The 19421-nt window shown below is 64.9% G+C and carries 23 protein-coding genes and 1 other RNA gene; 11 read left to right on the top strand and 13 right to left on the bottom strand.

Annotation, left to right across the window (positions count from 1 at the left end; translation table 11 throughout):
• Positions 1–2 precede the first annotated feature (2 nt).
• Positions 3–1439: a pyruvate kinase gene (gene pyk / locus AAFN55_RS19235; protein ID WP_347800584.1), complete on the bottom strand. Its 1437-nt coding sequence runs from the start codon at positions 1437–1439 to the stop codon at positions 3–5.
• The gene (locus tag AAFN55_RS19230; protein WP_347801047.1) at positions 1436–1846 is read right to left on the bottom strand and encodes a DUF1036 domain-containing protein; all 411 of its coding nucleotides are present in this window, start codon (positions 1844–1846) and stop codon (positions 1436–1438) included. Before AAFN55_RS19230 ends, pyk begins: the two co-directional genes overlap by 4 nt.
• A gap of 311 nt (positions 1847–2157) precedes the next feature.
• Here AAFN55_RS19230 and AAFN55_RS19225 point away from each other — a divergent pair, with 311 nt between their 5' ends.
• From AAFN55_RS19225 to AAFN55_RS19210, 4 genes are all read left to right on the top strand, one after another.
• Positions 2158–2955, top strand: coding sequence for an N-formylglutamate amidohydrolase (locus AAFN55_RS19225; RefSeq protein WP_347800583.1), 798 nt, complete (start codon positions 2158–2160; stop codon positions 2953–2955).
• A 25-nt stretch (positions 2956–2980) separates the two neighbouring features.
• A complete protein-coding gene (locus tag AAFN55_RS19220; RefSeq protein WP_347800582.1) occupies positions 2981–3289 on the top strand; it encodes a DUF1244 domain-containing protein in 309 nt (102 codons plus the stop codon).
• 77 nt (positions 3290–3366) lie between these two features.
• Positions 3367–3630: a DUF2312 domain-containing protein gene (locus tag AAFN55_RS19215; protein WP_347800581.1), complete on the top strand. Its 264-nt coding sequence runs from the start codon at positions 3367–3369 to the stop codon at positions 3628–3630.
• A gap of 96 nt (positions 3631–3726) precedes the next feature.
• Entirely contained in the window at positions 3727–4887 is a 1161-nt protein-coding gene (locus AAFN55_RS19210) for a M20 aminoacylase family protein (RefSeq protein WP_347800580.1), read from the top strand.
• 71 nt (positions 4888–4958) lie between these two features.
• Here AAFN55_RS19210 and AAFN55_RS19205 read toward each other — a convergent pair whose 3' ends face one another.
• Together AAFN55_RS19205 and msrB are read right to left on the bottom strand one after the other, a co-directional pair.
• A complete protein-coding gene (locus tag AAFN55_RS19205) occupies positions 4959–5750 on the bottom strand; it encodes a hypothetical protein (protein WP_347800579.1) in 792 nt (263 codons plus the stop codon).
• Positions 5751–6243: 493 nt separating this feature from the next.
• A complete protein-coding gene (msrB, locus tag AAFN55_RS19200) occupies positions 6244–6645 on the bottom strand; it encodes a peptide-methionine (R)-S-oxide reductase MsrB (RefSeq protein ID WP_347800578.1) in 402 nt (133 codons plus the stop codon).
• A gap of 111 nt (positions 6646–6756) precedes the next feature.
• Between msrB and AAFN55_RS19195 the strand changes: the two genes are divergently transcribed.
• Positions 6757–7458 carry a hypothetical protein gene (locus AAFN55_RS19195; protein ID WP_347800577.1) on the top strand — a complete coding sequence of 234 codons (702 nt, stop codon included), beginning with the start codon at positions 6757–6759 and terminating at the stop codon, positions 7456–7458.
• Between the two features lie 40 nt (positions 7459–7498).
• Here AAFN55_RS19195 and AAFN55_RS19190 read toward each other — a convergent pair whose 3' ends face one another.
• Entirely contained in the window at positions 7499–8689 is a 1191-nt protein-coding gene (locus tag AAFN55_RS19190; protein ID WP_347800576.1) for a VWA domain-containing protein, read from the bottom strand.
• Positions 8690–8775: 86 nt separating this feature from the next.
• Here AAFN55_RS19190 and AAFN55_RS19185 point away from each other — a divergent pair, with 86 nt between their 5' ends.
• Complete coding sequence (locus AAFN55_RS19185; protein WP_347800575.1) at positions 8776–9027, top strand: hypothetical protein; 252 nt, start codon at positions 8776–8778, stop codon at positions 9025–9027.
• A complete protein-coding gene (locus AAFN55_RS19180; protein ID WP_347800574.1) occupies positions 9024–9467 on the top strand; it encodes a type II toxin-antitoxin system VapC family toxin in 444 nt (147 codons plus the stop codon). The genes AAFN55_RS19185 and AAFN55_RS19180 overlap by 4 nt, the downstream gene beginning before the upstream one ends.
• On the opposite strand, the gene AAFN55_RS19175 is transcribed toward AAFN55_RS19180, so the two are convergent.
• On the bottom strand, positions 9462–9908 hold the full coding sequence (locus AAFN55_RS19175; RefSeq protein WP_347800573.1) for a GNAT family N-acetyltransferase: 447 nt from the start codon (positions 9906–9908) through the stop codon (positions 9462–9464). The genes AAFN55_RS19180 and AAFN55_RS19175 overlap by 6 nt on opposite strands.
• A 199-nt stretch (positions 9909–10107) precedes the next feature.
• On the opposite strand from AAFN55_RS19175, the gene AAFN55_RS19170 reads away from it, so the two are divergent.
• On the top strand, positions 10108–11172 hold the full coding sequence (locus AAFN55_RS19170) for an MBL fold metallo-hydrolase (RefSeq protein ID WP_347800572.1): 1065 nt from the start codon (positions 10108–10110) through the stop codon (positions 11170–11172).
• A gap of 5 nt (positions 11173–11177) precedes the next feature.
• On the opposite strand, the gene AAFN55_RS19165 is transcribed toward AAFN55_RS19170, so the two are convergent.
• Together AAFN55_RS19165 and AAFN55_RS19160 are read right to left on the bottom strand one after the other, a co-directional pair.
• Positions 11178–12014: a MoxR family ATPase gene (locus AAFN55_RS19165; protein WP_347800571.1), complete on the bottom strand. Its 837-nt coding sequence runs from the start codon at positions 12012–12014 to the stop codon at positions 11178–11180.
• A gap of 94 nt (positions 12015–12108) precedes the next feature.
• On the bottom strand, positions 12109–12858 hold the full coding sequence (locus AAFN55_RS19160) for a YebC/PmpR family DNA-binding transcriptional regulator (protein WP_347800570.1): 750 nt from the start codon (positions 12856–12858) through the stop codon (positions 12109–12111).
• Between the two features lie 199 nt (positions 12859–13057).
• Here AAFN55_RS19160 and AAFN55_RS19155 point away from each other — a divergent pair, with 199 nt between their 5' ends.
• Positions 13058–13876: an MBL fold metallo-hydrolase gene (locus tag AAFN55_RS19155; RefSeq protein ID WP_347800569.1), complete on the top strand. Its 819-nt coding sequence runs from the start codon at positions 13058–13060 to the stop codon at positions 13874–13876.
• Between the two features lie 265 nt (positions 13877–14141).
• On the opposite strand, the gene AAFN55_RS19150 is transcribed toward AAFN55_RS19155, so the two are convergent.
• From AAFN55_RS19150 to ssrS, 4 genes are all read right to left on the bottom strand, one after another.
• Positions 14142–14912 carry a TerC family protein gene (locus AAFN55_RS19150; RefSeq protein WP_347800568.1) on the bottom strand — a complete coding sequence of 257 codons (771 nt, stop codon included), beginning with the start codon at positions 14910–14912 and terminating at the stop codon, positions 14142–14144.
• 123 nt (positions 14913–15035) lie between these two features.
• Positions 15036–15857 carry a YmdB family metallophosphoesterase gene (locus tag AAFN55_RS19145; RefSeq protein WP_347800567.1) on the bottom strand — a complete coding sequence of 274 codons (822 nt, stop codon included), beginning with the start codon at positions 15855–15857 and terminating at the stop codon, positions 15036–15038.
• A 7-nt stretch (positions 15858–15864) separates the two neighbouring features.
• Positions 15865–16452 (bottom strand): 5-formyltetrahydrofolate cyclo-ligase, encoded by a 588-nt coding sequence (locus AAFN55_RS19140; RefSeq protein WP_347800566.1) that lies wholly within the window; start codon positions 16450–16452, stop codon positions 15865–15867.
• A gap of 35 nt (positions 16453–16487) precedes the next feature.
• A non-coding RNA gene (ssrS, locus tag AAFN55_RS19135) (6S RNA) lies at positions 16488–16644 on the bottom strand.
• Positions 16645–16755: 111 nt separating this feature from the next.
• On the opposite strand from ssrS, the gene AAFN55_RS19130 reads away from it, so the two are divergent.
• On the top strand, positions 16756–17046 hold the full coding sequence (locus tag AAFN55_RS19130; RefSeq protein ID WP_347800565.1) for a SelT/SelW/SelH family protein: 291 nt from the start codon (positions 16756–16758) through the stop codon (positions 17044–17046).
• 148 nt (positions 17047–17194) lie between these two features.
• Here the strand turns inward: AAFN55_RS19130 and rpmE are convergent, their stop codons facing one another.
• Positions 17195–17416 carry a 50S ribosomal protein L31 gene (gene rpmE / locus AAFN55_RS19125; protein WP_347800564.1) on the bottom strand — a complete coding sequence of 74 codons (222 nt, stop codon included), beginning with the start codon at positions 17414–17416 and terminating at the stop codon, positions 17195–17197.
• Between the two features lie 200 nt (positions 17417–17616).
• Here rpmE and AAFN55_RS19120 point away from each other — a divergent pair, with 200 nt between their 5' ends.
• On the top strand, positions 17617–19419 hold the full coding sequence (locus tag AAFN55_RS19120) for an ABC transporter transmembrane domain-containing protein (RefSeq protein WP_347800563.1): 1803 nt from the start codon (positions 17617–17619) through the stop codon (positions 19417–19419).
• Positions 19420–19421 lie beyond the last annotated feature (2 nt).

The following is a 19421-nucleotide window of genomic DNA, read 5'->3' as shown; positions in this document are numbered from 1 at the left end:
GGTTAGTGCCCGCCCTGTCCATCGCTGCCGATATAGGCGATGCGCAGCATGTTCGTTGCGCCAGGCGTTCTCAGCGGCACGCCGGCGGTGATAATGATGCGATCGCCGGCGCCTCCGAAATTCTCCCGGAACGCGATGCGGCAGGCACGGTCGACCATGTCGTCCAGATCGTTGGCATCTTCCGTGACCACGCAATGCGTGCCCCAGACCAGCGAGAGCCGCCGCGCTGTCTCGACAACGGGCGATAGCGCGATGATCGGCAGTTGCGGACGCTCGCGGGCGGCGCGCAGTCCGGTGGTGCCGGACGCCGTGTAGGTGACGATCGCCGCAAGCTTCAGCGTTTCGCCGATCTGGCGCGCGGCAAGCGAGATCGCGTCGGCTCCCGTCGCCTCGGGCTCCGAGCGCTGCGCGTTGATGATGCCCGGATAGAGCGGGTCCTTCTCGACCTGCACGGCGATGGCGTTCATCGTCGCGACGGCCTCGACGGGATATTGCCCGGCAGCCGATTCGGCCGACAGCATCACCGCATCCGCGCCCTCGAAGACGGCGATCGAGACGTCCGACACTTCCGCGCGGGTCGGAACGGGTGCGGAAATCATCGATTCCAGCATCTGCGTGGCGACGACGACCGGCTTGCCGGCGCGGCGCGCGGCGCGCGTGATCTGCTTCTGGATGCCCGGAACCGCCTCGAGCGGCATTTCGACGCCGAGATCGCCGCGCGCGACCATCAAGGCGTCGGACAGTTCGATGATTTCGGCCAGGCGCGCGACCGCCTGCGGCTTCTCGATCTTCGACATGATCGCTGCGCGCCCGCGCGCGATCTTGCGCACTTCGGCAAGGTCTTCGGGGCGCTGCACGAAGGACAGCGCCACCCAGTCCACGCCTGTCGCGAGCACCGCGTCGAGGTCCTTGCGGTCCTTTTCCGTCAGCGCGCCGACCGGCAAATCCGTATCGGGCAGGCTCACGCCCTTCTTGTCGGAAATCTTGGTGCCGGACACCACCTCGCAGACGATCGACTTGCCGTTGGCCTTGATGACCTTCAGTTGCAGCCGGCCGTCGTCGATCAGCAGCCGGTGGCCGGGCTCGACGGATTTGAGGATTTCCGGATGCGGCAGGTGCACGCGCTTGTCGTCGCCGGGCTTCGGGTTGTCGTCCAGCGTGAATGTCTGGCCGGGTTCGAGCTCGACGGAGCCGTTCTCGAACTTGCCGACGCGCAGCTTGGGGCCCTGAAGGTCGGCGAGAATGCCGATCGGCCGGCCGACCTCTTCCTCGACCTTGCGCAGGCGGGCCACCAGCTCGCGCATGAGCTCGTGGCTCGCATGGCTCATATTGATGCGGAACACGTCCGCACCGGCCTCGAACAGCCGCTTGATCATGACCTCGTCGGATGAGGCGGGACCGAGCGTTGCGAGTATCTTGACCTTGCGGCTGCGTCTCATTGCGTGTCCGATCCGGTAACGGCAGGCGCGCCGCTGTTCGCGGGATCGTCCGTGAGCTGGACCATCCAGCTCGCCTGCTCGCCCGTGTCGTATTCCTGGAAGCCGGCGCGCTGGAAGCCGCGCGCGAAACAGTCACCGGGGCCGGCGATCTTGAACTCGCGTTCCGCCACGCACATGTTGACCGGCCCGTCCCAGCGACCGCCGCGTTCGGCGTCTTCGGCGTAGAGATAATAATAGCGCGACGACAGGGCACCCTCGATCAGCGTCTTGCAGGTCGAGCCTTCGACATGCCACCAGCCTTCGGTGACCCAGCCGGTGCGCGCGCGATAGCCGATCGCCACGCCGACGAGACTTTGCGTCGCGTTGCACACCCGGAAATCCGCCAGCGCCGGGGTCGCTGACACCATGCCCGCCGCACAGGCCGCGCCCAGCGTCGCAAGGCCTATTGCAAGGCGAGACCGCATCGCTTTCGACAAAGCCATCCTCATGACACGCGCCGATAAAATCAGCATACAACGCTCCTTTTCGGAGAAGTCCCCTCCCATGTCAACGCATGGCCGGGGTTCGTCCGAACCGATTTAGAATGCGAATCCGGCACGGAACGCCCGCAGGTCCCGATCCTGACGGGAAGCTGGACCAAACGGCGGCATTGCATGGCCCGCCGCTTCATGGAACACAGATGGTTCACCCTTTGCCCTATACGGATCAAACCCCGCCCATGACCCGCGACGCCCTCTTCGCCCCGTTCGAAGCCATCGATGGCGACCGGTCGCGCGGCCTCGTTCTGCTCGCAGACCATGCAGGCAGGCAACTGCCGCAGGAGTATGGCGACCTCGGCCTGCCGGCTGCGGAATTCGACCGCCACATCGCCTATGACATCGGCGTGGAGGCCGTGACGCGGGGGCTTGCTGCGGCGCTCGACGTGCCTGCCGTCATGGCGCATTTCTCGCGCCTGCTGATCGACGCGAATCGCGGCGAGGACGACCCGACGCTGATCCGCCAGCTCTATGACGGCACGATCGTTCCGGCGAACTACCCGATGAGCGACGACGAGCGCGAGCGTCGGCTCGACCGCTACTATCGCCCCTATCACGACGCGGTCGGGTCCGTGATCGCTTCCGTGGCGGCCGAGAGCGGGCACGCCCCCTTCATCTTCTCGGTGCATTCCTTCACGCCCGCCATGCAGGGCCGGCCGAGGCCCTGGCATGTCGGCATCCTGTGGGACAGTGACGACCGTGCCGTGCGCCCGCTGCTCGACATGCTGGCACGCGACCCGGCCATGGTCGTGGGCGACAACGAGCCCTATGACGGCGCGCTGCGCGGCGACACGATGTATCGCCACGCCATCGTCAACGGCTACGCGCATGCGCTGATCGAGATCAGGCAGGATCTGATCGCGACGAGGCAGGGCATCGATTCGTGGGTGGAACGGCTGGTGCCGATCCTTGAAGAGATCAACCGGCTGCCCGATATGCATGTCGTGAAGCAATTCGGCTCCCGTACCGGGCCGATCTGATCGAATGACCGCCAAGGAGCAGACGATGACCGAGCTCACCCCGGACCAGCAGCGCGATTTTGAGGCGGCGGCGTTCCGCACGCTCGTCGCGCATCTGCGCACGCGCACCGATGTCCAGAACATCGACCTGATGAACCTCGCCGGCTTCTGCCGCAACTGCCTGTCCAACTGGTATCGCGATGCCGCCAACGAGGCGGGTGTGCAAATGGACAAGGACAGGTCTCGCGAAATCATCTACGGCATGCCCTATTCCGAGTGGCAGGCGAAATACCAGACGGACGCATCCGACCAGAAGAAGTCAGCATTCGAGACCAACCGGCCGAAAGACCATTGACCGTCGCGGCGGGGTGAGGCAACCAAGCGCCGATCTTGAGCGGCCACGAGTCGCTGCCAACCCTTCTGGAGACCGACATGGCCGAGGACATCACAGCCGATTCCGCTCAAACCGTTGCCTCGGGCCAGCTTCGCGCCTTCATCGAGCGCATCGAGCGCCTCGAGGAAGAGAAGCAGACGATCGCCGACGACATCAAGGAAGTCTTCGCCGAAGCCAAGGGCACCGGCTTCGACACCAAGGCGATCCGCACCATCATCCGGCTTCGCAAGAAGGACCAGGCGGAGCGCGAGGAAGAAGAAGCGATCCTCGACCTCTACATGGCCGCGCTCGGCATGGAATAAGTCCGGCCGGTCTGGCGATCGCTGCATTCCGCTCCTAGACTTGCCCGCCGAGTCGGCCGCTTCCTGCGGCAGGCTTGACGGACTGAAGGAGACAGAATGCCGATCCTCAACCGCGCCAGCGAGATGCAGGCCGAAATCGCCGGCTGGCGCCGGCGGCTGCACGAAGCGCCGGAGATCGGTTTCGAGGTTCACGAGACGGCGCGGTTCGTCGCCGAAAACCTCCGCCTCTTTGGCTGCGACGAGATCGTCACCGGCGTCGGGCAGACGGGCGTCGTCGGACTGATCCACGGCAGCCTTGGCACCGGGCCGACGATCGGCCTGCGGGCCGACATGGACGCGCTTCCCATCGCGGAAGACAGCGGTGCCGCCCACGCCTCGAAGGTTGCGGGACGCATGCACGCATGCGGGCATGACGGCCATACGGCGATGCTGCTCGGGGCTGCGAAATACCTCGCCGAGACGCGCAATTTCGCGGGCACCGTCGCGGTGATCTTCCAGCCTGCCGAGGAGATCGGCGGCGGCGCCAAGGCGATGCTGGCCGATGGGCTGATGGACCGTTTCGGCATCAGGCAGATTTACGGCATGCACAACATGCCCGGCATTCCGACGGGGCATATCGCCGTCGCGCCGGGCCCGATGATGGCGGCGACGGCGAAGTTCACCATCGGCATCAAGGGCAAAGGCGGCCACGCGGCGCGGCCGCACACCACGATCGACCCGATCATCACCGGTACCCAGATCATCAATGCGCTGCAGACGATCGTGTCGCGCGAGACGGACCCGATCGCCTCCGTCGTGGTGACGGTAACGCGCGTCATCGCCGGCACGGCCTTCAACATCATTCCCGAAACGATCGAAATCTGGGGCACGGCGCGGGCGCTCGACATGGCCGACGCAGCACGCGTCGAGCGGCGGGTCGGCGACATCTGTGCCGGCATCGGCGCAGCCAACGGTGCCGAGGTCAGCGTCGATTACGTTCAGGCGCATCCGGTGACCTTCAATCCGGCGGACGAGGCGGCCTTCGTGGCGCAGGTCGCGCGACAGGTGGTTGGCGAGGGGGCGCTGGACGTGGCGGTCAAGCCGGTGCTGGCGGGCGAAGATTTTTCGCACATGCTGACGGCGCGGCCGGGCGCTTTCGTCTTCATCGGCAATGGCGATACGGCGGGGCTGCATCACCCGGCCTATGATTTCGACGACGAGGCCATCCCCGCCGGCGTGAGCTTCTGGGTCCGGCTTGTCGAGACGCGATTGGCGTAGGCGCGCGTCCTCGCTGCCACGCCCCGTTTCCGGTCTGGCCATTTCAGGAATCCGTTCGCCGTCCCCCGCCATCATGATGTGTCGGGCGGCTCCATTGCCCAGAGAGCCAGGCCATGGAGGGTGGCGAGCGCGTCGTGGACCTCGTGGGTTGGCCGCTTCTGCCAGCCCGGCGGACGGCCGGGACGCAACGGCCAGACGCGGCGAACACCCGCACCCCGTCTCGCAACCCTTCGCTCCGCTGGGACGGCCTGCCGACCCTTCCCGCAAAAGGGAGGGTCAAGTGCGGCGTCATGGTTTCTGTTTTGCGTGGCCGCGGCGTCGTGGTTTGCCCGCCAGCGCGCGAAGCGGCGGGCGTGGGCGGGCAGATCGTCGAGCGCGCGACCGAGCGCCTGCAGGCGAAGCGTAAGCCGCGCGGCATCGACCGGATCGTCGGCCCGAGGCGGATGGCGCAAGGCGACCATGGACGGCGCGCTGAAGCCGGGAACGCGGATGCGCGGCACGCCAAGTGCAGTCGGCCGCCTGCGTCCGCGCCATCGCGGCAGCGGATCGAACAGCGGCAGGGTCAGGGTTCTGGCCGGGGTTTTTGGAGCCATGCCGGGGTGAGCCACCGGTTTGCGATGCACGACAGGCGCTGGTGGCGTCGCCTTGGGCGTCGGCGGCGGGTCCATGTCACGCGCGGCCACGATGACCAGCCGCCGCACTGCCGCTTCGGCCGGACGCAGCAGCCGCAGCACGGCGCGGTGGAGATGGCGCGGCAGGGTGCGGTCTGCGCCACCGCCGGTGATGCCGGCCATCGCCACAAGGGTTACCAGCACGCGCTTCAGCGCCTGACGGTTCGTCTCGATCGCGGCCTTCCAGTCCATCGCATCCTCCGCCCATTTGGTCAGGGCGGGGGGATTATCGCGGGGGTTGGGAGGGGGGTGGATAAAATGGCGGGGAGTTCGGAGGGGGTATTTCGCAAGTGATTGATCGGGCGTCGGAAACGGTTTCGGCGATGTGAAATTCTCTCCACCGGCGATCTCCACCTCAACTTCGTCATTCTCGGGCGACCGGAGCGCAGCGGAGGGAGACCCGAGAATCCATGCCTCGCCCGTTGGTGACGGGCGCGGTGGTGCGGGATGTCCGGGGTCTCCGGTGACCGGGTAAGTACCAGGGTTCTGCACCACCGAGCGGCGGGACCGGCGAGGCATGGATCCCCGGGTCTGCGCAGTCACTTCGTTCCTGCTCCGCCCGAGGATGACGAAGTGGGCGGGGGAATTCGTCGCCAACCGTCAACGTCGCACAGCAAACTCGGTGAAGCCCGCTCAGCCAAACCGGGCTCACCCTATGCCATCCCAACCGAAGCCATCCGAGCCGTCAGGCCGCCTCGAATTTCAGCGCGACGCCGTTGATGCAGTAGCGCAGGCCGGTGGGGGGTGGGCCGTCGGGGAAGACGTGGCCGAGGTGGCTGCCGCAGGTGGCGCAATGGCATTCCGTGCGGACCATGCCGTAGCTGCGGTCTTCCGTGGTCTCGACGGAGCCGGGAAGGGGGTCGTTGAAGCTCGGCCAGCCGGTGCCGCTCTCGAATTTCAGCGTCGATTCGAACAGAGGCTGGTCGCAGCCGACACAGGAAAACGTGCCGGCGCGCTTTTCGTAGAGCAGGGCGCAACTGCCGGGGCGCTCCGTGCCATGCTGGCGCATGACCTGATACTGCTCCGGCGTCAGCAGCGCGCGCCATTCCGCATCGGTGCGGGTGACGGGATAGGTGTGGGTGTCCATGGCTAACTCCATTCCCTCGATGCATCATATGTAGTGCCAAAATCATCTTGACCAAGTGTTATACGCCTGCGGATATGGTCCAAGATCAGGGGCGGGGCGCTACTACACACGATGCAGATTCTGGAAACCTCGCCGCTCGGACTGCGAGCGGCCCATACGGTGTTCGTCAGCAGGGACAGTTCCGTGTCGGTCACTCTCTACCCCATGGTTCATGTTGGCGAAGATCAATTCTACCGACAGGTATTCGAAAAAGCTTTTTTCTCCGACGTGGTCTTAACGGAGGGGCTTCGTTCGTCTGTTAACCGGAATCTCACCCGTTCGTACAGATGGCTCGATTTCAGGAAGCTGCGACTGGTCCGTCAGCCTAGAACTCCAACTCAGGAAAACGTTCCTGCCCGGATAGTCCTTGCCGACCTCGCCCCGGAAGAATTTCACCATGAATGGCGAAAGATTCCGTTATGGATTCGCTTGTTCGTGGCGGTACTGGCTCCGCTATACGGGATCTATCTGCGTTACTTTGCTTCGCGAGAGCGGCTTGCCGAGAACATGTCGCTGGAAGACCGCAAATCCGCTGCCGAGATACTGGGCTGGAGTGGCGAGGTGGAATCCCTCGAAAATGCGCTCCTCCATTCGCGCGACAAGCGCTTGGTCGAATGTCTGGCAAGGGAATTGGATAGCTCATCCGGCGAAACCAAGCAGATCGCGGTCGTATACGGCGCGCAGCACATGCGGGCCGTGCTGCGTGAACTGAGTCGGCGCGGGTTTTACTCGGCGGGATCGACCTGGCACACAATCTTTGCGCTGACCGACTAGGATTGCGCGCCTGTGAAACTCGCTTTGCGGGCTGCCGCGCTCAATGCTTTCGGGACAGTTCCCTGGTCGCATTTTCCAGCCCGCGCAGCGTCAGCGGGTACATGCGCTGCGAGACGAGCTCGCGGATCATCCCGATCGAGTGCGTGTAGCCCCAGTGCTTTTCCTTGATCGGGTTGAGCCACACGGCGTTCGGCCATTGCGCGATGACGCGGCTCATCCAGACCACGCCCGCCTCGGGATTCCAGTGCTCCACCGAGCCCCCCGCATAGGCGATCTCGTAGGGGCTCATCGACGCGTCGCCGACGAAGATCACCTTGTAGTCGTGGCCGTATTTGTGGAGCACGTCCATCGTCGGGATCGTCTCGGCATGCCTGCGGCGGTTGTCCTTCCAGACGCCCTCGTAGAGGCAGTTGTGGAAGTAGAAATATTCCATGTGCTTGAACTCGGCCCGGGCGGCCGAAAACAGTTCCTCGACGATTTTGATGTGGTCGTCCATCGAGCCGCCGACATCGAAGAACATCAGGAGCTTGACCGCATTGCGCCGCTCGGGCCGGGTCTGGACATCGAGATAGCCATGCTCGGCCGTCGCGTGGATCGTGCCGGGCAGGTCCAGCTCCTCCAGGCTTCCCTCGCGCACCCAACGCCGCAGCCGCTTCAACGCGACCTTGATGTTGCGGGTGCCGAGCTCGACGGAATCGTCGAAGTTTTTGAACTCGCGCTTGTCCCAGACCTTGACCGCGCGGCGGTGGCGGCTCTCGTGCTGGCCTATGCGCACGCCTTCGGGATTGTAGCCATAGGCACCGAAGGGCGAGGTGCCGGCGGTGCCGATCCATTTTGAGCCGCCCTGGTGGCGGCCTTTCTGCTCTTCGAGGCGTGCTTTAAGCGTCTCCATGAGCTTCTCGAAACCGCCGAGCGCCTCGACCAGCTTCTTTTCCTCGTCGGTGAGGTGCTTTTCGGCGAGCCGGCGCAGCCATTCCTCGGGCAGGTTGGCGACATCGACCGCGCCTTCGCCCGACACCGCCTCGACGCCCTTGAAGACGTGGCCGAAGACCTGGTCGAAGCGGTCGATGTGGCGCTCGTCCTTCACCAGTGCCGCGCGCGACAGATAGTAGAAGCCCTCGACGTCGTAGGTGACGAGATCGGCTTCCATGCCTTCGAGCAGGGTGAGATACTCGCGCAGCGAGACCGGAACCTTGGCTGCCTTGAGCTCGAGGAAGAAGGGTATGAACATCGTTGCTTTTTGCGCGCGTCGGGCGCCGAAGGCAAGATGGACGATTTGCTAGCAAAATGCTATCATCGCCGTCCAAGGAGCGAACCATGGCCAGCCTGCATGTACGCAATGTCGATGACGAGATCGTCCGCCGCCTGAAGGAGCGTGCTGCCCGCAACGGCCGCTCGGCCGAGGCTGAGCATCGGGAAATTCTAACTAAGGCTCTGGTGTGGGATCCCGCACCTCAGGTTGATGTCGAGGACTGGAAGCGCAGGGCGGCGGAGTTCCGGGACAGCCTGAAGGACAGATACCACACGCCGTCCGAGATACTCCTGCGTGAATCTAGGGACGAACGGTGATCCGGCAGACACTCGTCGTTGATGCGAGTGTTGCGATCAAATGGGTGGTCCCCGAGGCTGATTCCAGCAATGCGGAAGCCTTGGTTGGCTCGTATCGGCTCATAGCGCCGCAACTCATCTATGCGGAATGCGCCAACATCGTATGGAAGATGATGCGGCGCGGCGAGCTATCGGGAGGCGAGGCGATGCGAGCAACGACGGTGATCGATGATTTCGCCGTGCAGACCGCTTCGATGCGGGAGTTGGTCCCGCTTTCCGTCGATCTCTCGGTTCGGTTGGATCATGCGGTCTATGACTGTTTCTACATCGCGCTTGCGCAACTGGAAGAGTGTCGGCTGATCACGGCCGACGCCAGGCTGCATCGCAAGGTACAATCGCTTCTGCGGCCGGACGAAGCGCGGTTGTGCATCATGCTCGGCGACTTCGATCCCGCATCATAGCAGATCGTACTCGATGAACCCCGTCCGCCTTGCGACGCGGTCGTAGAGCCTGCGGGCGGTGTCGTTGGTCTCGTGCGTCATCCAGTAGACGTTGGTGATGCCCCTGGACGCGGCCTCCTGTTTCACGGCCTTTATCAGTGCTGCGCCGACGCCCTTGCCGCGTGCGCCTGGGTCGGAGAACAAATCCTGCAGGTAGCAATTGTTGACCTCCGACCAGCAGGAGCGGTGGTCGAGATAGTGGACGAGGCCGACGGCCTTGCCGTCGATGGTGGCGATGAAGCCGCGCGGCTCGAACTCGCCCGGCGTGAAGAGGCGCTTCCAGGTCGAGGCGTAGACGCTTTCGGAAACGCTCGCCTTGTAGAAGGTGAGATAGTCGGTCCAGAGGCGCTTCCAGTCGGCGTGGTCGCCTTCGGACAAGGGGCGGATCGTCGGCTCTGACATGGTGCACTCCGGCTTGAATTGGTTGGGTGTACGTTGTGACAGGACGGTGCGGTCACGACAGGGCCAGCAACGGCCGCATCGATGGGGCTGTCGCTGGCCGATACCGGCATCGGCTTATGAGACTTGTCAGGCTCGGTTCGCGCCGCTAAGCCTCGGCAACCGCCGGGCGAGCCTGTCCGACCAAAAGCCAGAGGCCGCCGTGCTCAATCGACCGACCCAAGCCAATGCCGCCGAGCCCGCCCGGCTCAGCTTTCCCTTCGCCGAACCGCCAAAGACGGGCGAGGTGACGGAGGTCGCGCCGGGCATCCTGTGGACGCGCATTCCGCTGCCCTTCAGGCTCGATCACGTCAACATCTTCCTCATCGAGGACGGCGACGGCTGGGCGGTGCTGGACACCGGCATCGCGGACCAGCCGACGCGCGATGTCTGGGAAGCGCTGGTCGCCGGGCCTCTCGCTGGGCGCAGGCTGACGCGGCTGATCGTGACGCATTTCCATCCCGACCATATCGGGCTCGCGGGCTGGCTGTGCCAGCGCTTCGAACTGCCGCTCCTGACCAGCCAGACCTGCTATCTCGGCTGCATCAACATCTCGCTGCGGCCCGAGGCGCTCGAGGCGAAGCCGTATCTCGACTTCTACCTCCAGCACGGCATGGATCCCTCGACCGCCGCGCTGGTGGCCACGCAGGGCCACAATTACCTGCGTATGGTCGCGCCCCTGCCGCCCACCTTCCACCGTTTGGTGGCCGGCGATACGCTGACGATCGGCGGGCGGGCCTTCGACGTGATGGCGGGCGACGGGCATGCGCCCGAGCAACTGATGCTCTATCTGCGCGAGGAGAACATTTTTCTGGCAGCCGACCAGGTGCTGGCCAAGATCACGCCCAATGTCAGCGTCTGGGCGGTCGATCCGGAGGGCAATCCGCTCGGTCTCTACCTGCGTTCGCTGCGGGCCATACCACAGGCGGTCCCGGCCGACGCGTTCGTGCTTCCCGGCCACCAGTTGCCGTTCCACGGGCTGCATACGCGTTGCGCCGAACTGATCGCGCATCACGAGGAGCGTTGCGCGCTGATCGCGGATGCGTGCAGGCAGGAGCCGAAATCGGTCGCCGATCTGGTGCCGGTGCTGTTCCACCGCACGCTCGACGCGCACCAGATGTCGTTCGCCTTTTCGGAGGTGCACGCGCACGTCAACAAGATGCTGCATGCGGGCGAACTTCGCTGGGCCGATTCGAGCGACGGCCGGATGCGGGCGCGGACCGTCTGACCGGGTTACTGCCGCCGTGCCATGAAGGCGAGGCGTTCGAAGAGATGGACGTCCTGCTCGTTCTTCAAAAGCGCGCCGTGAAGCTTCGGTAGCGCGTTCTTCGGGTCGGCGCGCAGGTCGGCGGGGTCGATGTCGTCGGCGACGAGCAGCCTGATCCAGTCGAGCGCTTCCGACGTCGACGGCTTCTTCTTGATCCCCGGTACGTCCCGCACCTCGTAGAACTGCGTCAGGGCGGCGCGCACGAGGTTCTGCTTGATGCCGGGATAATGCACCTCGACGATGCGCGACAGCGTCTCGACGTCGGGAAAGCGGATGTAGTGGAAGAAGCAGCGGCGCAGGAAGGCGTCCGGCAGTTCCTTCTCGTTGTTCGAGGTGATGATGACGATCGGGCGCTGCTTCGCGCGGATCGTCTCGCCGATCTCGTAGACGTGGAACTCCATCTTGTCGAGTTCCTGCAGAAGGTCGTTCGGGAACTCGATGTCGGCCTTGTCGATCTCGTCGATCAGGAGCACGACCTTGCGGTCGGCCTCGAAGGCCTCCCAGAGCTTGCCGTGGCGGATGTAGTTGCCGATGTCGTTGAAGCGGTCGTCGCCGAGCTGGCTGTCGCGCAGGCGCGAGACGGCGTCGTATTCGTAAAGACCCTGCTGCGCGCGCGTGGTCGACTTGACGTTCCATTCGAGGAGATCGAGCCCGAGCGCCGATGCGATCTGCTTGGCCAGTTCCGTCTTGCCGGTGCCCGGCTCGCCCTTCACCAGAAGCGGACGTTCCAGCTTGATCGCCGCATTGACCGCGACCATCAGATCCTTGTCGGCGACATAGGCCGCCGTTCCTTCAAAGCGCATCGGGTTCTCCTGTTTCGCGGGAGACAGTAGGCAGGTGAGCGTGTCGCGGCAAGGCGCGCGGCCGCATCAGCGGCCGCCTCGCCGGCGTTACACGTCAGGCGGCGCTGAGCTTGGCCAGCGTCTCGTCGTCGACCTCGAAGTTGGCGTAGACGTTCTGGACGTCGTCGTCGTCTTCCAGCGTGCCGATGAGCTTGAGGATCGACTGCGCGCGGTCCTCGTCGACCGGCGTCAAGGTCTGGGGCTTCCAGATGGTCTTGACGGATTCAGCTTCGCCGAGCGTCTTTTCCAGCGCGCTGGTGACGTCGCCGATATCCTCGAAGGCGCAGAGGATGACATGGCCGTCCTCGTCGGACTGCACGTCCTCGGCACCGGCCTCGATCGCGGCTTCCATCACCGCGTCGGCGTCGCCGGCCTCCGGCTTGTAGACGATCTCGCCGACGCGATCCCACAGGAAGGCGACCGAGCCAGTTTCGCCCAGCGCGCCGCCGGCCTTGGTGAAGGCCGCGCGGACGTTCGATGCGGTGCGGTTGCGGTTGTCGGTCAGTGCTTCCACGATGACCGCGATGCCGCCGGGACCGTAGCCTTCGTAGCGAACCTCGTCATAGCTCTCCGCATCGCCGCCCGACGCCTTGTTGATGGCGCGCTGGATGTTGTCCTTCGGCATCGACTGAGCCTTGGCGTTCTGGACGGCAAGGCGCAGGCGCGCGTTCATGTCGGGATCGGGCGCGCCCATCTTGGCGGCAACGGTGATCTCGCGCGCGAGCTTGGAAAACATCTTGGATCGAACCGCATCCTGGCGGCCCTTGCGATGCATGATGTTCTTGAACTGTGAATGGCCTGCCATGGCACCCCTGTTGCGGACGGTTCGGGATTTTCGTTGAATTGCCGGCCTTATAAAGAAATCGCCGTCGCACGTCCAGAAGTCGCGGCCGCCGTTGTCTCTCGCGAAATCGTGAAGCTGCGGTGCCGCGAAAACCGTGGCGGTGCCGGTTCGAGGGCTTAGGCTGACACGACGACATGCCGTCGGCCATCGGGAGTTCGCCATGCGCCTTGCCCGCAATCTCGCGTCGACCACCGCTTTTCTGATTGCGCTCTGGCTCACGCCGGCCTCCGCGCAACAGCAGGACGAGCCGGTGCCGAGCCAGTGCCTGGCGATCGCGCAGGCCATGCCCAACGTGACCTATGCCAGTTTCACGCCGGCCCAGACCTTCGTGGATGGCGAGGTGACGATCACCTATGCGGGGCATTCGACCTATGTGATCGAGACGCCGGGCGGCGTGCGCATCGCGACCGATTTCTCCGGGCTCTACGGCTCCGAGCCGCTGCCGCGCATCGTGACGATGAACAAGGCGCATCGCACGCACTATACCGAACTGCCCGACCCGGCGATCGAACATGTGCTGCGAGGCTGGAACCCCGAAGGCGGGCCGGCGAAACATGCCGTCGTGGTCGACGACGTCTATGTGCGCAACGTTCCCACAGACATCCGCCGCTGGGGCGAGATGGAGGAGGGCGGCAACTCGATCTTCATCTTCGAGGTCGCGGGCCTGTGCATCGGCCATCTCGGCCATTTGCATCATCGCCTCGAAGACGCCCATTACGGCGCGATCGGCCGGCTCGATATCGTGATGGTCCCGATCGACGGCGGCATGACGCTGTCCGTCGGCGCGGTGAGCGAGATCACGCAGCGCCTGTTCTCGTCGATCATCCTGCCGATGCACCGCCATGCGACCCCGCTCGGCGAGTTCACGGCAGCCATGGGCGAGACGTTCGACGTCGACATGCGCGACGAGCCCTCGTTCTCGGTCTCGCTGCGCGACCTGCCGCGACGGCCGACGATCCTGGTGCTGAGGGGGGTTTAGGTCGTTTCAGGTTTTGGCTGAAAACACACCCCCTCCACCGCCTTCGGCGGTCCCCCTCCCCCATGAAAATGGGGGAGGATCCAGGTAGCGAACGGCCGCCGCGCTGGTTCCTCCCCTGCGGAGCGGGGGAGGGGGACCGCCGCAGGCGGTGGAGGGGGTGTTCGAGCAAAGCCGTTCCAACGCATTCAGGATCGCTCAACCCCGCGCACAAACGACAAAGGGGGATGCGCGGGCGCATCCCCCTTTGTCCGGCGTTCGCGGTCCCTCAATGCGTGGCGTCTGTCTCCGCTCCCTTGTCCGCGGCGCGCTTGCGCCGGGACAGCATGTTGAGACCCTCGACCAGGGCGGAGAAGCCCATCGCGGCGTAGATGTAGCCCTTGGGCACGTGGAAGCCCATGCCTTCCGCGATCAGCGTCATGCCGATCATCAGCAGGAACGCTAGCGCAAGCATGACGATGGTGGGGTTCTGGGCGATGAAGTTCGCGAGCGGCGTGGCCGCCAGCAGCATCACGGCCACGGTGACGATGACGGCGATGTACATGATCGCGATATGCTCGGTCATGCCGACGGCGGTGATGATGGAATCGATCGAGAAGACAAGGTCGAGCAGCAGGATCTGGAAGACCGCGCCGCCCAGGGTCACGCTGATCGTGCGGCTGACGACGTTTTCCTTTTGATCGACGGGATCGACCGTGTGGTGGATTTCCTTCGTCGCCTTCCAGACCAGGAAGAGGCCACCGACCAGAAGGATGAGGTCCTTCCACGAGAACGGCTCGCCGAAGAGCGTGAAGACCGGCTGCGTCAACTGCACGATGAAGGCGATCGTGGCCAGCAGTATCAGGCGCATGATCAACGCCGCACCGATGCCCAGACGCCGGGCGCGCACGCGCTGATGCTCGGGGAGCTTGTTGGACAGGATGGAAATGAAGATCAAATTGTCGATGCCGAGGACGACTTCCAGGGCGATGAGGGTCGCCAGCGCGACCCAGGCAGTCGGATCGCTGGTCCAATCGAAGTAGCCTGCGAGAAATTCCATCGTCATGGTCCCCGAGCGCGCGCGCTGAATACGAATTGGAAAGAAGTATGACTGGCGCCGGGGTCCGTCAACTGCGGCGGCGCGTGCCTGAAATCCGCGACCGCGTGTTTGGTTCCGAAAGGCCTACCAGAAAGCGGGGACCGTTTCTTCCAGACGCGGGCCGAGCCGCAGCGGTGCGATCCGCTCGGCAAGGCCGGTGCGGTCGGAAATATCGATGCCGACGCCGCAGATGGTCGCCGGGCCGCTTGCCGCCTCGAACCTGCCTTTCGGCACCTTCGACAGGAAGCGGTTGAGCGGCTCTTCCTTGTCCATGCCCAGCGACGAATCATAATCGCCGCACATGCCGGCATCGGTCATGTAGCCGGTGCCGCCATTGAGGATCTGATGATCGGCGGTGGGCTGATGGGTGTGGGTGCCGACGACGAGGCTGGCGCGGCCGTCGACGAAATGGCCCATGCACATCTTTTCGCTGGTGGCTTCGGCGTGAAAGTCGATCACCACGGCGTCCGCCTGCTCGCCGAGCGGACAGGCGGAAAGCTCGCGCTCCGCGGCCTGGAACGGGTCGTCGAGTTCGGGATGCATGAACACCCGGCCCATGATGTTGGTGACGAAGACGCGCGCGCCGTTGCGGGCCTCGAACAGGCCTGTGCCCCGGCCCGGCGTGCCGATCGGGAAATTCGCCGGCCTGATGAACCGCTCCTCGCGCGGCGCGAACTGAAGCGCCTCGCGCTGGTCCCAGACGTGGTTGCCGGTGGTCACCACATCGGCGCCCGCGTCGATCGTGCTGCGGAAGATGTCTTCGGTGATGCCGAAGCCGCCGGCCGCGTTCTCGCCATTGACGATCACGAAGTCGAGCCGGAAGTCGGAGATCAGACCGGGCAGCCGTTCCCAGACCGCCGTGCGGCCGGATCGTCCCACCATGTCGCCAAGAAAGAGTAGCCTCATGCCCCGTCTATAGTGCCGGCGGAAAACGACGCAAGCCGCTTTCGGTCAGGATTTCGTCGAGTTGCACGTCGTGATCCTCGTTGGGCACCTCAGGAACCTCCTGGCAATCGTAGGCGATGCCGATCAGGCGCGGCGTCATGCCCTTCGCATGGAGTGCGTCGATCGCGCGGTCGTAATAGCCCGCGCCGTAGCCGATGCGATGCCCGCGCCCGTCGAAGGCGGCGAGCGGCACGAGCATGATTGCGGGATCGAGGACCTGCGCCTCGCCGCCGGGTCCGGCCGTGCCGAAGCCCATGTCGACGAGGTCCGCGCCGCGCACGAGGTCGCGGAAGACAATCGTCGTCCTGTCGAGGATGGCCGGCAGGCAAAGCCGCGCGCCGCGCTCGCGCAAAGCGAACATCAGCGGCCGCACATCGACCTCGGAGCGCATCGGCCAGAAGCCGGAGACGATCGTGCCGGGCTGGATGCCGATATCGTCGGCCCTGTCGGCCATGTCGAGCGATGCCTCGACGCGCCAGACCGGATCAAGCGCATCACGGCGTGCGAGCGCCCGCAGTCGGAGGGATTTCTTGTGATCGCGGGGTGTCGTCGTCATGGAGCCATGTCTGGCTGATGACGCGGCAAAAGAAAAGACGTTCCGCGACGACCGATGGAGAGGTTGATCCCGGGTGCCTACAACGTAGGTGGGCGCCATATGACCGAGCCCACGGGCCCGGCCAGGGACAGCTCCCTTGGGATCAATAAGGCCCCGGGGAAGTGTTACTCCTGTCGAAAAGCGCAGAACGCCGAACCCAATATAGGGCTCCGTGATCCCGCATGCCAGCGAATTGCGAGACCTTGACGCCGGCTCGTCGAGAAAGGCAGGAATAGTGCAGCCGAGACGCAAACGGACCGCAGGATGACAGCAGGCAAACCGACGATCCGCATCACCTACTGCACCCAGTGCCAATGGCTGCTGCGCGCCGCCTGGATGGCGCAGGAACTGCTGTCGACGTTCGGCGCGGACATCGGCGAGGTCAGCCTGGTGCCGGGCACGGGCGGCATCTTCGAGATCACGCTCGATGGAGAGCTGATCTGGGAGCGCAAGCGCGACGGCGGCTTTCCCGAGGCCAAGGTGCTCAAGCAGATGGTGCGCGACCGCGTCTGGCCGGACCGCGATCTCGGGCATTCGGATCGCAAGGGGGAGTAGCGGGGGCGAAGGCCTCAGCCTTTTCGCGCTGCCTGACGGGCCGCGCCGATCATGCAAATTCGCCTGCCTAACAAACCGCGCCGCGAGAAGACAACAAAAAACCCGCCACGAAGGCGGGTTCCTGTAGAGTGTCGCTGACGCTCTCGGTCTATATGCCGAGGCCTTCGTAGCGCTTCTTGAACTTCGACACGCGGCCGCCGCGATCGAGCAGGGTCTGATTTCCGCCGGTCCAGGCCGGATGCGTGGATGGGTCGATGTCGAGGTTCATCGTGTCGCCCTCCTTGCCCCAGGTCGAGCGGGTCATGTATTCGGTGCCATCGGTCATGACGACCTTGATGGAATGATAGTCGGGATGGATATCGGTTTTCATCGGTGTCGTCCTGGTGGCTGTCGGGCGAAAGTCGCGCAATGCGAGCTGCTGCGGCGATGCGCCCACTGTCAAAACCTGAAGCCGCAGCTATTGAGGGCTACGGCTCCAAAAACGGTCGGCTGCCTATACATGAGGCGGTCAGGATAAACAAGGCCGGCGTCGCCGCAAATTCGCGGACGCACGGCGACAGGGACGAGCGGATGGCTGAGACGGCTGACGAGAAGCACAAGCGCGGGCGCGATCTCGGCCCATTGCGCCGGCTGTTCCCGTATATGCTTCGCTATCGCAAGCTGGTGGCAGGCGCCTGCGTGTTCCTCACCCTGGCGGCAGCCACGACGCTGACGCTGCCGATCGCCGTGCGCCGGATGATCGATCACGGCTTCAACGATTCCGACAGCGTGCTGATCTCCAACTATTTCTCGATGCTGATCATCCTCGCGGCGTTGCTCGCGATCGCATCGGCCGCCCGCTACTATTTCGTCATCACGCTGGGCGAACGCGTCGTCTCCGACATCAGGCGCGACGTCTTTTCGCATGTGGCGCGTTTGTCGCCGGCGTTCTTCGACGGCGTGCAGTCGGGCGAGATCGTCTCGCGGCTGACCGCCGATACGACGCAGATCAAATCGGCCGTCGGCGCGACCGCATCCGTCGCACTGCGAAACCTCATCATGGGTCTTGGCGCGTTGGGGATGATGGTCGTCACCAGCCCCAAGCTTTCGGGGCTGGTCATTGCCGCGATCCCGATCGTCGTGCTGCCGCTGGTCGCGTTCGGCCGCTCGGTGCGGCGCAAGTCGCGTTTCGCGCAGGATACGCTGGCCGACGCGACCGCTTACGCCAGCGAGCAGATCGGCGCGGTGCGGACGCTGCAGGCCTTCACCAACGAAAAGCTCGTCACCGGACGGTTTTCCAGCGCGGTGGAGACCGCGTTCGAAGCGGCGAGGGCATCGGTCTTCGCGCGGTCGTTCCTGACCTTCTTCGCCATCTTCACGATCTTCACCTCGGTCGTCGCGGTGCTGTGGATCGGTTCGCGCGACGTGCTCTCGGGCACCATGACGCCGGGCACGCTCAGCCAGTTCCTGCTCTATGCGGTGTTCGCAGCCGGCGCGCTGGGCGCGTTGTCGGAAGTGTGGGGCGAACTCAGCCAGGCGGCGGGCGCGGCGGAGCGCCTGACGGAACTGCTGGCCGAGGAACCGGCGATCACGGCGCCGGCCAACCCCGTGCCGCTTCCCGAGCCGGCGAAGGGCGCCATCGTCTTCCGGGACGTCTCCTTCGCCTATCCGGTCCGGCCGGGGCAGTCGGCGCTCGAGGGATTGAATTTTTCGGTCCGGCCCGGCGAGACCGTCGCGATCGTCGGCCCTTCCGGGGCGGGCAAGAGCACCGTCTTCTCGCTTCTCCTGCGATTCTACGATCCCGATTCGGGCGCGATCCTGATCGACGGCGTGGACGTTCGCGACGCCGACCCGGAGGCGGTGCGCAACCGCATCGCGATCGTGCCGCAGGACGTCACCATCTTCGCGGCGAGTGCCGCCGACAACATCGCCTTCGGCAAGCCGGGGGCGAAGCAGGCCGACATCGAGCTTGCCGCGCGCGACGCGCATGCCGACGAATTCATCAGGCGGCTGGACCGGGGCTACGATTCGGAACTTGGCGAGCGTGGCGTGACGCTTTCGGGCGGACAAAGGCAGCGTGTCGCGGTGGCCCGCGCGATCCTGCGCGATGCGCCGATCCTGCTGCTCGACGAAGCCACGTCGGCGCTCGACGCGCAGAGCGAGATGCTGGTTCAGGCCGCGCTGGAGCGCCTGATGGAAGGGCGCACCACGATCGTCATCGCGCACCGGCTCGCGACGGTTCTCAAGGCCGATCGTATCCTCGTGATGGATCAGGGACGCATCGTCGAGGAGGGAACGCACCAGAGCCTGGTCGCGCAGGGCGGGGTCTATGCACGCCTCGCGCAGTTGCAGTTCGACCACGGTGCGGCAGCGTTCGGACGGGCCGCGGAGTAGCC

Origin of the sequence: Mesorhizobium sp. CAU 1732 (assembly GCF_039888675.1) — a bacterium.
GTDB lineage: Bacteria > Pseudomonadota > Alphaproteobacteria > Rhizobiales > Rhizobiaceae > Aerobium.
The sequence above is the reverse complement of the archived record's forward strand: the minus strand, read 5'-3'. Positions and strand labels throughout refer to the sequence as shown.